The 13151-nt window shown below is 71.8% G+C and carries 13 protein-coding genes and 1 pseudogene; 4 read left to right on the top strand and 10 right to left on the bottom strand.

Annotated features, from left to right (window positions below):
* Position 1: 1 nt before the first annotated feature.
* Positions 2-871 (bottom strand): hypothetical protein, encoded by an 870-nt coding sequence (locus AB0B72_RS04105; RefSeq protein WP_367736803.1) that lies wholly within the window; start codon positions 869-871, stop codon positions 2-4.
* 154 nt (positions 872-1025) lie between these two features.
* On the opposite strand from AB0B72_RS04105, the gene AB0B72_RS04100 reads away from it, so the two are divergent.
* On the top strand, positions 1026-1346 hold the full coding sequence (locus AB0B72_RS04100) for a PLDc N-terminal domain-containing protein (protein WP_367736802.1): 321 nt from the start codon (positions 1026-1028) through the stop codon (positions 1344-1346).
* A 3-nt stretch (positions 1347-1349) separates the two neighbouring features.
* Here the strand turns inward: AB0B72_RS04100 and ccsA are convergent, their stop codons facing one another.
* The 6 genes and pseudogenes from ccsA to AB0B72_RS04070 form a co-directional block, all read right to left on the bottom strand.
* Complete coding sequence (gene ccsA / locus AB0B72_RS04095; protein WP_367736801.1) at positions 1350-2363, bottom strand: cytochrome c biogenesis protein CcsA; 1014 nt, start codon at positions 2361-2363, stop codon at positions 1350-1352.
* Positions 2364-2365: 2 nt separating this feature from the next.
* A complete protein-coding gene (locus AB0B72_RS04090) occupies positions 2366-4084 on the bottom strand; it encodes a cytochrome c biogenesis protein ResB (RefSeq protein WP_367736800.1) in 1719 nt (572 codons plus the stop codon).
* The gene (locus AB0B72_RS04085; protein ID WP_367736799.1) at positions 4084-4815 is read right to left on the bottom strand and encodes a cytochrome c biogenesis CcdA family protein; all 732 of its coding nucleotides are present in this window, start codon (positions 4813-4815) and stop codon (positions 4084-4086) included. Before AB0B72_RS04085 ends, AB0B72_RS04090 begins: the two co-directional genes overlap by 1 nt.
* Positions 4808-5374: a TlpA family protein disulfide reductase gene (locus AB0B72_RS04080; RefSeq protein WP_367736798.1), complete on the bottom strand. Its 567-nt coding sequence runs from the start codon at positions 5372-5374 to the stop codon at positions 4808-4810. Before AB0B72_RS04080 ends, AB0B72_RS04085 begins: the two co-directional genes overlap by 8 nt.
* 232 nt (positions 5375-5606) lie before the next feature.
* Positions 5607-6209: pseudogene (locus AB0B72_RS04075) on the bottom strand (histidine phosphatase family protein); the annotation flags it as partial.
* A gap of 12 nt (positions 6210-6221) precedes the next feature.
* Complete coding sequence (locus AB0B72_RS04070; RefSeq protein ID WP_367736797.1) at positions 6222-7130, bottom strand: LysR family transcriptional regulator; 909 nt, start codon at positions 7128-7130, stop codon at positions 6222-6224.
* Positions 7131-7326: 196 nt separating this feature from the next.
* Between AB0B72_RS04070 and AB0B72_RS04065 the strand changes: the two genes are divergently transcribed.
* Both AB0B72_RS04065 and AB0B72_RS04060 read left to right on the top strand, forming a co-directional pair.
* Positions 7327-8310 carry an EamA family transporter gene (locus AB0B72_RS04065; protein WP_367736796.1) on the top strand — a complete coding sequence of 328 codons (984 nt, stop codon included), beginning with the start codon at positions 7327-7329 and terminating at the stop codon, positions 8308-8310.
* A 73-nt stretch (positions 8311-8383) separates the two neighbouring features.
* A complete protein-coding gene (locus AB0B72_RS04060) occupies positions 8384-8980 on the top strand; it encodes a Uma2 family endonuclease (protein WP_367736795.1) in 597 nt (198 codons plus the stop codon).
* A 4-nt stretch (positions 8981-8984) separates the two neighbouring features.
* Here the strand turns inward: AB0B72_RS04060 and hemL are convergent, their stop codons facing one another.
* Positions 8985-10280: a glutamate-1-semialdehyde 2,1-aminomutase gene (hemL, locus tag AB0B72_RS04055; RefSeq protein ID WP_367736794.1), complete on the bottom strand. Its 1296-nt coding sequence runs from the start codon at positions 10278-10280 to the stop codon at positions 8985-8987.
* A gap of 207 nt (positions 10281-10487) precedes the next feature.
* Between hemL and AB0B72_RS04050 the strand changes: the two genes are divergently transcribed.
* Positions 10488-11261: an NAD(P)H-binding protein gene (locus AB0B72_RS04050; RefSeq protein WP_367736793.1), complete on the top strand. Its 774-nt coding sequence runs from the start codon at positions 10488-10490 to the stop codon at positions 11259-11261.
* Between the two features lie 64 nt (positions 11262-11325).
* Here AB0B72_RS04050 and AB0B72_RS04045 read toward each other — a convergent pair whose 3' ends face one another.
* Positions 11326-11970 carry a bifunctional DNA primase/polymerase gene (locus tag AB0B72_RS04045; RefSeq protein WP_367736792.1) on the bottom strand — a complete coding sequence of 215 codons (645 nt, stop codon included), beginning with the start codon at positions 11968-11970 and terminating at the stop codon, positions 11326-11328.
* Between the two features lie 163 nt (positions 11971-12133).
* Positions 12134-13120, bottom strand: coding sequence for a porphobilinogen synthase (hemB, locus tag AB0B72_RS04040; RefSeq protein WP_367736791.1), 987 nt, complete (start codon positions 13118-13120; stop codon positions 12134-12136).
* Positions 13121-13151 lie beyond the last annotated feature (31 nt).

Raw genomic sequence — 13151 nt, 5'->3', positions numbered from 1 at the left:
CCTAGATTCCGTAGCGCCTGTTGAAGAACAGCATGACGTTGAGCGCCACCCGGGTGTCCCCGCCCAGCATGTCGACCAGCGCCGGGCGCTGCCGGGAGGCGATCGCCGCGAACGCGTCGGCGAAGAACTCCTTGCGCCCGAGGCCGCCCGGCTGCCGGTGGAACGACGAGGCGAACAGGGGGAGGCACTCCTCGTAGAGCGCGGCGAACTCCGGACCGTCCGAAACCCACTCTCCTGGATCGGCGTCCACGTCGTCCAGCGCATGCCCGACTTCGTGCATCATCACGTCCGGCGTCGGCGACGGCCGGTCCCCCACCACGATCTTGCGGTCGCCGTACGCGCCGGCGCAGATGTCCCACGTGGCCCGTCCCGACGGCAGCGGCGCCCCCCGCAGGTAGCCCATGTCGTCCAGGTCGGGCACGCCGCCGCGGCCGACGTAGATGCCGTCGAGCCCGATGGCGAGCTTCGTCTTCAGCTGCTCGGGCAGCCGTGCCAGGCTGTCCACGGCCCGTACGGAGTCGGCCGAGGGCGGGCCCTCCATGGCGTCCCACTGGCGGTACAGGACGCGCTCCAGCGGCCCGCAGTGCCGCCTGCCGTCCCTCAGGTCGGGGGCGTCCGGCGAGTGGGGGTGGGCGCGCATCGGCTGGTCGTCGAGCTCGAAGTCGCGCCACGTGTACTGCGGCCGGTCGTCCACGACGGGCGCCGTCACCGCGTGCATCCGCTCCACCGACAGCTCGGGAGATCGCTCCGTCAACCGCTCGGACGACCGTTCCGGCAGGTCGGCGGCCTTGCGGTGGGACGACACATACGGCCCGCGCTGCCACCACCGCGCCCCACGCCGGTGGCGGCCCCTGTCGCCCGGCTCCGTCATCGCACCCCTCTTGTCCCGATTCGCTGACGGGTGTCGGCACGCTCTGTACCGGTCCACCGTACGATGCGGGATCGCGCCCGTCACCCTGAACAGTGTCGGTTTCGCAACGGTGGGACGAACACAACCACATCCCTACATGGCTTACCGTGTCAGCATGCCTAGCGTGATTATCGGCCTGGCGCTGCTTGCCTTCTGGCTTTACTGCCTGTTCGACGTGATCACGACATCCGAGCAGGAGATGCGTTCCCTGCCGAAATTGCTGTGGGTCGTCATTGTGCTGTTCCTGGCCGCCCTCGGCGGCCTGTTATGGCTGCTCTTCGGCCGCCCACGCGAGGTCGTGCACCATCAGGCGGGCAGCCGGGGCTCACCGCCCGACGCCCACCGCAGGCCCCGGGACATCGACCATCCCCGTGGGCCCGACGACGACCCCGACTTCCTCCGCAGCCTCGACCGCCGGCTGCGCGACGAGGACTGAGCGCTACTTCGGGACGTCCGCGTAGGAGTGCAGCCCGGAGATGAAGATGTTGACCCCGATGAGGTTGAACAGCAGGCAGGCGAAGGCGATCAGCGACACGATCATCGCGGCCTTGCCACGCCATCCGGCCGTCGCACGGGCGTGCAGGTACGCGGCGTACACCACCCACGTGACGAAGGCCCAGACCTCCTTGGGGTCCCAGCCCCAGTAGCGGCCCCAGGCCCGGTCGGCCCACATCGCCCCGGCGATGACGGCGAACGTCCAGATCGGGAAGGAGATCACGATGGCCCGGTCGGCGACGCGCTCAAGGGCGACCCGGGTGGGCAGCACGGAGGGCCGCCCGTCCTTGCGGACGAGGTAGAGGATCGCGCACACGCCCGCGAGGATGAACAGGCCGCTCGCGATGATGGCCGCCGTGACGTGGATGGCGATCCAGTACGAGTGCAGCGCGGGCATGACCGGCCCGGCCTGGACGTGGAGGAACAGCACGGCGAAGCCGAGCCCGAGAGCCGCGGTGAGGGTGACGAACGCGCCCAGGAACCGGATCGGCTGGCGGACAAGCAGCACCAGGAACGCCGTGACGGCCGCGAAGCAGATGGCCACCACGAACTCGTACATGTTGCCCCACGGCCACCGGTCCGCGGACAGGCCACGGGTGAGGATGCCGGCGAGGTTTCCCGCCCATCCGAGCCAGGTGAGCACGACCGCCGCCGCCGCGGCTTTGACGGTCCACGCGGCGGGCTCAGCAGGGGCGCCCTCGTCCCGCGCGGCTCCCGGCAGGCCGTCGCCGCCTTCGGCCACCCCCGCAGTAGCTCCCCCGGTAGCTCCCCCAGTCGCTCCCCCAGTCGCTCCCACAGTGGCGAGCTGCCGCTGCCGCCCGGCCGCGACAGCCATACGGGGACGGCCGAAGGCGAGCTCCAGGGCGTAGCAGATCATGGCGGCGAGATAGACCAGGACCGTTGCCAGGATGAGCTGGTCGCTCAGCGTGGCGAGTCCCTCGTTGACCTGGACGGGCATCTCTACTCCTCGTCCGGGCGGGCGCCCGGCGCAGCGTGTTCGTCACCGGCGGGCCGGTCCTCGGAGGGGGCGGGCGGTCCGCCGCGGAGCGCGGCGGCGATCTCGGCGAACTCCTCGGAGAAGGCCGCGCCGCCGCCTTCGGTGCGGGTCAATCCTCCCACCGTGATCTGCCGGTCCTTCACGCGGACCCAGACGCGGCGACGCCGGATGGTGAGGGACAGGACGAGCCCGATGACCGCGGCGGCCGCGGCCAGCAGGGCGGGCAGGCGACCGGGGTCGCGGGTCACCTGCAGGCTGATCCACTCCCGTACGCCGGTGAACTGGATCTTCCCGGCGCCGCCGGCCAGCTCGCGGGTCTCCCCCACTTTGAGCGGCTTCGGCTGGGCCGACATCGTGCCGAGCGGCTTCAGCTTGGTGGTGTCGAGCTGGTAGACCGACTGCGGCCGGCCCGACTTGAAGCCGAGATCGCCGCCGAACGGGAAGACCTGCACGGTCGGGTTGACCGCGCCGGGGAAGATCGAGACCCAGGCGTCGCCGTTCGGCACGGTCGTGGGCAGGAAGCGGGCGAGGAAGCCGAGCTGGGTCGGCTGTGCGTCGGGCACCTTGATGACGCACTCGGACGTGTAGGTGGCCTGGTCGTCGGCGAGGCACGGCACCGGCCCGTCGAAGGCCACCTGGCCCTTGCCGTCGGTCACCTTGAACGTGGGGGCGTACCCGTGGCCGATCAGGTAGGTCAGCGTGCCGTTCACGTCGAGGGGGTCGTTGACCTTGAGGTCCACGTCGTGGGGCGCGGAGGCGGGCGAGTCCCGCACCGACAGCCTGGCGAGGTAGTCGAGCGGCTGGCCCTGCTTGGGGCCGGCCGCCACGTAGCTGGCGGAGAAGTCCTTCAGCGTGAACGAGAACGGCTCAAGCGACTCCGCCGTCACCCGCTGGCCGGGCATGAAGCGGTCGTAGGCGGCGACGGCGTTGGCGAAGCCGTCCCCCTCGACGACGAGCACGTTGCCCCGGTAGCCGTACAGGCCGCCGGCGCCGACCGCGAGCAGCAACGCGAGCAGCGCGACGTGGAAGAGCAGGTTGCCGGTCTCGCGCAGGTAGCCCTTCTCCCCGGCCACCCAGCCGGGGCCGGTGACGACGCGGAACCGCTTGCGCCTCAGCGTCGCGGCCGCGGCCTCCACGGTCAGGTCGCCCTCGAACGCCTCGCCGTACGGCAGGCGCAGCAGGTTGCGGGGCGCGGCGGGCGGCCTGCGGCGGATCTCCTTGACGTGGAGCAGCGCGCGGGGCAGGACGCATCCGGCGAGCGAGATGAACAGCAGCAGATAGACGGCCGCGAACCAAGGAGAGGTGAAGACGTCGAACAGCCAGAACCGGTCCAGCCACTTCGCCTCGGCAGGGCTGTTCTGGAAGTACTGCGCGACCCTCGCGGGGTCGACGGCCCGCTGCGGGTAGAGGGAGCCCGGCACCGAGCCGAGCGCGAAAAGGAACAGCAGGATCAGCGCGGTGCGCATCGAGGTGAGCGTGCGCCAGGCCCAGCGGAGCCAGCCGCCGAGGCCAAGCCCGACCGGCCGCTCCGGCTCCCGGGGCGCCGACTCGATCGTCGGCGTGGCGTCCTCGGCGCTTCGGGACGTGCCGGTCTCGTCGAACGTGCCGGTCTCGTCGAACGTGCCGGTCTCGTCGAACGTGCCGGTCTTGTCGGACGTGCCGGTCTCGTGGGGCGCACTCATCAGATCACCGGCTCGAATCCGCCCACCCAGCCCTGCAGGCCGGCGATCATGTCGCCCCACAGGCCGGTCACCAGCAGAAGGCCCACGGCGACGAGCATGACGCCGCCGACGCGGGTGATCAGCACAGTGCGCCGCCGTACGGCCTTGAACGTGTGCAGCGCCTTGCGGTAGGCGAGCCCGGCCAGCACGAACGGCAGGCCCAGGCCCAGCGCGTACGCGAAGGCGAGGACGGCGCCGCGTGCGGCGCTGCCCTGGTCGACCGACAGCGTGAGGACCACCGCCAGCGTCGGCCCGATGCAGGGCGTCCAGCCGAGCCCGAAGACGATGCCAAGCAGCGGGGCCCCGGCCAGGCCGGCCGCGGGGAGCCGGTGGATGCGGAAGTCGCGCTGGAGACCGGGGATCAGCCCGAGGAAGCCCAGGCCGAGCACGACGGTCACGGCGCCCAGCACCCGCGTGATGACGTCGGCGTTGCCCCGCAGCGCGCTTCCCATGCTCCCGAACAGCGCGCCGCCCAGTACGAACACGACCGCGAAGCCGAGCACGAACAGGGCGCTGCCCAGCACCATCCGGCCGCGCCGCGGGTCCCCGCTCATGCCGGTCACGTACGACAGGTAGCCGGGGACCAGGGGCAGGACGCAGGGCGAGACGAACGACACCAGCCCGGCCAGCAGGGCGATCGGGAGGGCCAGGAGCAGCGAGCCGCCCGCGACGGTGGCGCCGAGATCATTCATCGGTCACCTTGGTGACGGCGCCGAGCAGGTCGTCGTACTTGACCGCGCCGAGGGCACGGGCGGCGATGCGCCCCTGCCTATCGATGATCAGCGTCGAGGGGATGGCGGCCGGGGGCACGGTGCCCTGGAACGCCAGCAGGACCGAGCCACTCTTGTCGAAGATGCTCGGATAGCCGGGCTCGGTGGTGCGGTCGTACGCCTGGGCGGACGCCTGCAGGTCCTTGAAGTTGACCCCGAGGAACTCAACGCCCTTCGGCTTCATGGTCGCCGCGACGTCCTTGAGCACCGGCGCCTCGGCCCGGCAGGGGGCGCACCAGGAGGCCCAGAAGTTCAGCACGTAGATCTTCCCTGTGCCCAGGCGGGCGGTGCCTCCGTCGACGGTGGAGCCCTGCACCTCGGGGGCCTTCTGGCGACCGGCGGCCGGGAACACCTCGACGCGGCCGTCGCCCGCGACGAAGCGCGTGTCACCGGAACGCGGCTGGGCAGTCTGGCCGCCCGCGCAGCCGGCGAGGACGGTCACGGCCGCTACGGCGATCGCGGTCAGGCTCTTGGCGGACACGGGAGGAGGATCTCCTTGTACTACAACCGGTAGAGCTGTAAGCCTACCGACCCCCCGGCGTGCCCCATCCAGCGGGTCACGCGCCGGGGACCGAGCTCGGGCCGCGCCTGTCCTCGTCTTCCGCCGGCTCGCCGGGCGCCCCGGTGGGGTCGATCGCGCCGGGGAGCGCGTGCCTGGCCTGGTCGAACAGCGGCGCCTCGCCCTGCGGCTGGGTAACGGTGCGCAGCAGCGCTCCGGCAGGCTCGCTATAGCCGACGCTGATCAGCCGGTCGCCCTCGAACGTGAAGCTGGTGAGGCTGGCCAGCGCGCACTGGCGGCGGCGCGGGTCGTGCCACAGCCGCCTCCCCTCGGCGGCCAGGCGGGTGATCCAGATGGGGAGCTGATGGCTGACGAGCAGCGCCTCATGGCCGCGCACCTGACCGCGCACCTCGTCGACGACCGACTTCACCCTGGCCACCACGTCGATGTACGGCTCGCCCCACGAAGGGCGGAAGGGGTTCCTGAAGTGGCGGTAGGAGCGGGGGTCGCGGAACACGCCCCGGCCGCCGGTCACCCGCAGGCCCTCGAACACGTTGCCGGCCTCGGTCAGCCGCTCGTCGAGGACCACGTCCAGCCCGAGGGCCCCGGCCGACGGCGCGGCGGTCTCCTGGGCCCGCTCCATCGGCGAGCTCCACACGCCGACGATGTCCCGGCTCCCGACCGCCTTGGCGACGGTCTCGGCCATCCGGCGTCCGGTGTCGGACAGGTGGTAGCCCGGCAGCCTGCCGTACAGGACGCCGTGGGGATTGTGGACCTCTCCGTGACGGAGCAGGTGGACGATGGTCATCTCACTCATGACCTCGACAGCCTACCCGGCGGTGAGGTCGGAAGACGCGGAGCGCAGCGCGTCGACCGCGGCCCGGATCGCGGGCCGGCGGGCGGCGTCGGTCCGCCAGACCGCGTAGAGCCTCCGTACGGGCGGCGGATCCACCGACAGCACCTCGACCCCGTCGGGAAGCGGGCCCCGCCCCAGCCGGGGAACCAGCGCGCAGCCGTGACCGGCCGCCACCAGGGCGAGCTGGGTCGGGTACTCGTCCGCCATGCAGACGATCGTCGGCTCACGCTCCTCCGAGCGGAGCAGGAAGACCAGGAAGTCGTGGCAGACCGTTCCCGGCGTCGAGCTGATCCAGCAGTCGCCGGCCAGGTCGGCGAGCCGGACTCCGGGCTTGCCCGCGAGCGGGTGGCCGGAGGGGACGACGACGTCCGCCACGTCGTCGAGCAGCGCCGTGCGCGACAGGCCCTCGGGCAGCGCCATCGGCCGGTTCAGCCAGTCCTGCAGGATGGCCAGGTCGAGCTCTCCCCGGGAGACCTCGCGGATCTGGCGGTCGGGCTCCCGCTCGTAGACCAGCAGGGCGAGACCGGGATGCTCCCTCTTCAGCAGGGAGAGCGCCTGCGGCAGGATGCCCCGGGCCGCGGTGGGGAAGGCCGCCATGCTGAGCTTGCCGACCACCTCCCCGCGAAGCGCCTCGAAGTCGGCCTCGGCCGTCTCGACCAGGGCGAGGATGCGCTCGGCGTGGTCGGCGAGCAGGCCGGCGGCGTCGGTGAGCCGCACGCCCCGCCCGTTGCGCTCGACGAGGACCGTGCCCGTCTCGCGTTCGAGCTTGGCGAGCTGCTGGGAGATCGCGGACGGGGTCACCATCAGCGCGTCGGCGGCGGCGCCGACCGATCCGTAGACGGACACGGCGTGCAGGGCCTTCAGCCGGTGCAGATCCAACATGTAAGCCAGTCTAAACCGTACCCCTTAGAAAATCTCGCTTGTCCTCAACAGTTAAGCGATGCGACGATATCTTCATGCGAATCTTAAACAAGTTCTTCACAAAGCCGTCCCGTCGTGACGAGGTCTCCTACCTGGAGACTCTCGCCGTCCACGCCCGCCAGAGCAGGACCCGGCGGCCCTCCACCTCCCGCTGACCGTGCGTCCCCGGGACCTCGCCCTGGCGCTCGGCCTCGCCGCCGTCTGGGGCTTCAACTTCGTCGTCATGCAGGCGGGCCTGCGGCACTATCCGCCGCTGACCTACGCGGGGCTCCGGTTCGCCGTGGCCGCCTTCCCGGCGGTGCTGCTCATCGGCGGGCCGCGGGTCCCCTGGCGGTGGGTGCTCGCCACGGGCGCGTCACTCGGCGTCGCCCAGTACGGCCTGCTCCTGCTGGGCATGCGCGCCGGCATGCCGGCCGGGCTGACCTCGCTGGTCATCCAGGTCCAGGCCGTTTTCACGGCTCTGTTCGCGACCGCACTGCTGGGCGAGCGGCTCGGCGTCCGCCGGGTGACCGGCATGACCGTCGCGTTCGGCGGCCTGGCCGTCATCGCCGTCGGAGTGGTCGCGAAGTCGGGGGCGATCCCGATCGGCGCGTTCCTGTTGTGCGTCGGCGCCGCCGCGGCGTGGGGGCTCGGCAACGTCGCCACCCGCAAGGCCGCGCCGCCCGACTCGCTGCGCTTCATGGTCTGGGTGAGCGCCGTGTCGGCCGTTCCCCTGCTCGGCCTGGCGCTGGCCGTCGAGGGCACGTCCTCGCTGACCGCGTTCACTTCCGAGGGTGTCGGGGCGGTGCTGTACACGGGGCTGCTGTCCACACTCGCCGGCTTCGCCGTGTGGGGACGGCTCCTCGCCCGGTACAACGCGTCCATCGTCGCGCCGTACGCGCTTCTCGTGCCGGTCACCGGGCTCGCCTCCGCCGCCCTCGTCACCGGCGAGCCGATCTCGCCGTCCACCCTCGCCGCGGGCGGCCTCATCCTCGCCGGGCTGCTCCACGCCAACTCCCGGCCGCGTACGGCTCCCGCCGCCCCCGAGAGCGATTACCTGCGGACTCTCGCCGTACAGGCACGGGCCCGCCGCACGGCCCGCTGCCCGGACGCGGTGCTGGTCCCACCCCTGCGCGAGCACACCGACAACCCCGCCCGCTGACCGTTCCCTCTCCCGGCGCATCGGTAGACAATTGGCTACTGTGAGCGACCGAGATGACACCAACGTGCGGGACGTGAGCAGCGCACTCGAGTACTGGCCGGCTCCGCCCCCGTGGGGGTGGACCTCGGAGGACCTCGATCATCTGCCTTCGGAGGGCCCGAACGGCGAGCCCGGCTTCTTCGAACACGTCGAGCTGATCGATGGCGCACTCGTCTTCATGGCTCCCCAGCGACGGTTCCATCAACGTGTCACCCGCGGTTTGACGGAGCGGCTCGACTCCCAGGCTCCCGGCCACCTGGCGGCCGTGCACCGGATGGATGTCAAGCTCGGGCACCGTACGCGCCCGTGCCCGGACGTGATGGTGATCGACGCCGAGGCCGCGGCGGACCACGCTCGCACCTTCTACACCCCGGACGAGGTCCGCCTCGTGGTGGAGATCGTCTCCCCCGAGTCGGTGGACCGCGACCGCAAGACCAAGCCGCTGCGGTACGCGGAGGCGGCCATCCCGCATTTCTGGCGGGTCGAGGAGACCGAGGGCAGGCCCGTCGTCTACGTGTACGAACGGGACCCCGCCACCGGCGCCTACGCGGTGACGGGAATCCACCACGGGCGCCTCACGGTGGAGGTGCCCTTCCGGATCGAGCTGGACCTCGATCTGCTGGTGAAGTGACGCCTCAGGCGCCGGCTGCCTGCGCGGCGGCCTTGGCGGCGACGGGAAGGGCCTCCGCGACGCGGGTGAGCGCCTCGTCGTCGTGGGCGGCCGACAGGAACCACGCCTCGTAGGCCGACGGCGGCAGGTAGACCCCCTGGTCGAGCATGCTGTGGAAGAACGCCCGGTACGCCCCGGTGTCCTGGCTCTGCGCGTCCGCGAAGTCGGCCACCGGCACATCGGTGAAGAAGATCGAGAAGAGGCTGCCCGCCCGCTGGAGTCGGTGCGGGACGCCGGCGGCGGCCAGCGCGTCGGAGGCCGCCCGTCCGATGACCAGGGCGGCGGCGTCCACCCGGTCGTACACGTCCTCGTCGCACGCGCGGAGCGTGGCCAGCCCGGCCGCGCAGGCGAGCGGGTTGCCCGACAGCGTCCCCGCCTGGTAGACGGGGCCCTCCGGTGCGAGGGCGGCCATCACATCGGCCCGCCCGCCGAACGCGGCGGCCGGCAGCCCGCCGCCCATGACCTTGCCGAATGTCACGAGGTCGCCCTCGACTCCCTCAAGGCCGTACCAGCCGGAGGCGGAGACCCGGAAGCCGGTCAGCACCTCGTCCATGATCAGCAGGGCGCCGTGCTCGGTGCACAGCTCGCGCAGACGCCGGTTGAAGCCCTCGGCGGGCGGCACGACACCCATGTTCGCCGGGCACGCCTCGGTGATCACCGCCGCGATGTCGAACGTGCGGAAGGCCTCCTCGACCGACTCGGGCGAGTTGTACGGCAGGACGATCGTGTCGGCGGCGGAGGCCCCGGTGACCCCCGGGGTGTCGGGCAGCCCGAACGTGACGACTCCGGAGCCGGCCGAGGCGAGCAGCGCGTCCACGTGCCCGTGGTAGCAGCCGGCGAACTTGACGATCTTCGAGCGGCCGGTGAAGCCGCGGGCCAGCCGTACGGCCGACATGGTGGCCTCGGTGCCCGAGCTGACCAGCCGGACCTTCTCGACCGGGGCGACCCGGGAGACGATCTCCTCGGCGAGCAGGACCTCGCCCTCGGTGGCGGTGCCGAACGAGAACCCGCGGCCGGCCGCGGCCTCCACGGCGGCGACGACCGCCGGGTGCCGGTGACCGAGGATCATCGGGCCCCACGAGCACACCAGGTCGACGTAGCGGTTGCCGTCCACGTCGGTGAGGTACGGCCCCTCGGCGGAGGCCATGAACCGGGGAGTGCCCCCCACGGCGCCGAAAGCGCGCACCGGCGAGTTCACGCCGCCCGGGACGATCCGGCGGGCTCGGGCGAACAGGTCCTCGGAGGTCTGGGTTCTCGTCACGCCCCCAGATTACGGGCCGGGGACGTCACCCGGCCCTACCGGATCTCCCGGCCGGCGCGACGACGACAGGAGCCGAGCAGTCAACCTCCTCGGGGCGACGGTCTCGGCCGCGCCCGCGTACCCAGTGGCCGATCAGCTCGAAAACGAGTGGCGTCGCTTCACCCACCCGACTTCACTGTGACCAGTCCATGTCCCAGAGGGAGTTTCATGATTGTGATCTCGGCCGCGTCGGGTGCGTTCGGCCGCCTCGTCATCGAGCGTCTGCGGCCCCGGGCGGAGGTGGTGGCGGCGGTGCGCGATCCCGGGCGGGCCCCTGAAGGCGTCCCGGTCAGGCGGGGCGACTACGACGACCCGGCGAGCATGCGTGAGGCGTTCGACGGCGCCGCCCTTCTGCTGCTGATCTCCTCTCCAGAGCTCGACCCCGCCCGCAGGATCAGTCAGCACCTGGCCGCGGTCGAAGCGGCCGTAGAGGTTGGTGTGGGCGCCATCGCCTACACCAGTTTCCTCGAGGCCGACACCGCAGCCACCGGCATGACCGAGGCGCATCACGCTACAGAGCAGGCCATACTCCGCAGCGGCCTGCCGTACATCCTGTTGCGTCATCCCTTCTACAGCGAGGCGTTCATCCCGCGGGTGTCCGGCGGAGAGCTGACCAGCGGCACCGGGGGCCGAGGGTTGAACACCGCCTTCCGGTCCGACCTGGCCGAGGCGGCGGCCAACGTGTTGACCGGCCAGGGGCATCTGGGCCACGCCTACGATTTCACCGGCCCCCTCTGGACGTACCCCGAGGTGGCCGAGGCGCTGGGTGTCACTTATCGCGAAGTGCCGGACGACGGCCCAGGACCGATGAGCTGGATCAATGCGCGAGTGCGGGCCGGCGCTCTTGAGAAGCAGACGCCCGACCTGGAGCGAGTGCTCGGCAGACCCGCCGAGACGGTCGCCTCCCGCCTGCGGGCGCACCGCGCGGCGAGCGCCCTCTGACAGGCCCGGCACGACGCCCAGTCGCATCGGCGGCGGTCATCCGTCCTTCAGGGCGAGGAGGATGTCATTCGCAGTAATCCGCGATCAGGTCGAGGACGCGCAGCGGGTCGGGCAGCGGGCGGCCGTCAGGCGGCCTGATCCAGCTCACCGCCTCGCCTGTAGGCAGCGTGGACGGCGGCGCCAGCACATAGCTCTCCCGGCAGTGCCATCGCAGGCCGGGTGTCATCTCGATGGTCTCAGGGCCCGCGTCGAGCTGACAGGACCACCACTCGTCCTCGTCCTCCGGAGCTCCTCGGGTGGCCACGAAAAAAAGCACCCGGTCGCCGTTCTCGGCGACCGGGCCGGTCTCGAAGCCCGCGGCGTCCATCGCCGCCAAGGCGGGCATCCCCGCCGCGGCGGGCACGTCGAACACGTCGAACACCCGGCCCGTGGGCAGGATGACGTTCGCGTCCGGCTCCTGCTCCCACCACCGCGTCAACTGGGCGGAGTCGGTCGTCGACTGCATCTGCCACGCGGGCGACAGCGGGTGCCTGCCCGGGTCGGGACAGCCGACCCGGTCGCAGGAGCACGCCCTGCCGCCTTCCTCCAGCGGATGCGCACCCGGGCAACTCGGCCAGCCCAGCTGGGCGTATTCCAGCACGGAAGTGACCTTCCGCGGCACTCGGTGCGCCCGCCGTTTCGAACGGCGGGCCAGCGGCACCCCCACCATGGCGCTCCTCCCCACAGGCGGCTGTGTGCTCCCCCGCGGCCCAGGAGGCCGGCCGGGGATCACGAAAGCCGCACCCACGCACGCCGTCCCGGGATCGCCGGGATGTGCATCCGATAATGCCCCCCGGCTCGCGCCCTCGCCGCGCGACCCCCCGGATGACCCGTCAGGATAGCCTGCGGGCGACCTCCGTGGCCCAGTAGGTCAAGATCATATCCGCGCCGGCGCGGCGGATCGCGATGAGCGACTCCATGATGACCCGCTCGCGGTCGATCCAGCCGTTCGCCGCGGCCGCCTCGACCATCGCGTACTCGCCGCTGACCTGGTAGGCCGCGACCGGCACCTCGACCAGGTCGCGCACCTGGCGCACGATGTCGAGGTAGGCGAGGGCCGGCTTGACCATCACCGCGTCCGCGCCCTCGGCCAGGTCGAGCCGCACCTCGCGCAGCGCCTCGCCGAGCGGGCCCGCGGGGTCCTGCTGGTAGGCGTTGCGGTCGCCGAACTGCGGCGCGCACTCGGCGGCCTCACGGAACGGCCCGTAGAACCCGGAGGCGTACTTGGCGGAGTAGGCCAGGATCGGGATCTGGTCGAAGCCGCCTGCGTCGAGGGCCTGCCTGATGGCCGCCACCTGGCCGTCCATCATGCCGCTCGGGGCGATCATCTGGGAGCCGGCGGCGGCCTGGGCGACCGCGGCCGACGCGTACCGCTCCAGCGTCGCGTCGTTGTCCACCTCGCCGTCGTCGGTGAGCAGGCCGCAGTGACCGTGGTCGGTGTACTCGTCGAGGCAGGTGTCGGTGATCAGGACGAGCCCGTCGCCGACCTCGGCCGCGAGATCCCGCAGGGCGAGCTGGACGATCCCCTCCGGGTCGTCGGCGGCCGAGCCGCGCGCGTCCTTGTGCTCCGGCACGCCGAAGAGGATGACGCCGCCGACGCCCGCCTCGGCGGCCTCACGGGCGGCCTTGCGCAGGGACTCCCGCGTGTGCTGGACGACGCCGGGCATCGACGCCACCGGCTGCGGCTCGGCGATGCCCTCCTTCACGAACATCGGCAGGATGAGCTCGGCCGGGTGCAGCCGCGTCCCGGCGACCATCCGGCGCATTGAGGCGGTGCGGCGCAGCCGCCGGGGGCGCGCCGCCGGGAATTGGGCGTTCACTATGATCTCCGCTCACGGTGACCTGGAAATG

The organism is Microbispora sp. NPDC049125 (genome assembly GCF_040802045.1).
In the GTDB taxonomy this organism is placed as follows: Bacteria; Actinomycetota; Actinomycetes; order Streptosporangiales; family Streptosporangiaceae; genus Microbispora.
The sequence above is the reverse complement of the archived record's forward strand: the minus strand, read 5'-3'. Positions and strand labels throughout refer to the sequence as shown.

What these genes read in the sequence shown, in the direction of transcription:
- AB0B72_RS04070 (WP_367736797.1), bottom strand. Translation starts at nt 7,130, where the DNA reads ATGTTGGATCTGCACCGGCTGAAGGCCCTGCACGCCGTGTCCGTCTAC.
- AB0B72_RS04085 (WP_367736799.1), bottom strand. Translation starts at nt 4,815, where the DNA reads ATGAATGATCTCGGCGCCACCGTCGCGGGCGGCTCGCTGCTCCTGGCC.
- AB0B72_RS04045 (WP_367736792.1), bottom strand. Translation starts at nt 11,970, where the DNA reads ATGGTGGGGGTGCCGCTGGCCCGCCGTTCGAAACGGCGGGCGCACCGA.
- AB0B72_RS04050 (WP_367736793.1), top strand. Translation starts at nt 10,488, where the DNA reads ATGATTGTGATCTCGGCCGCGTCGGGTGCGTTCGGCCGCCTCGTCATC.
- ccsA (WP_367736801.1), bottom strand. Translation starts at nt 2,363, where the DNA reads ATGCCCGTCCAGGTCAACGAGGGACTCGCCACGCTGAGCGACCAGCTC.
- AB0B72_RS04100 (WP_367736802.1), top strand. Translation starts at nt 1,026, where the DNA reads ATGCCTAGCGTGATTATCGGCCTGGCGCTGCTTGCCTTCTGGCTTTAC.
- AB0B72_RS04105 (WP_367736803.1), bottom strand. Translation starts at nt 871, where the DNA reads ATGACGGAGCCGGGCGACAGGGGCCGCCACCGGCGTGGGGCGCGGTGG.
- AB0B72_RS04090 (WP_367736800.1), bottom strand. Translation starts at nt 4,084, where the DNA reads ATGAGTGCGCCCCACGAGACCGGCACGTCCGACAAGACCGGCACGTTC.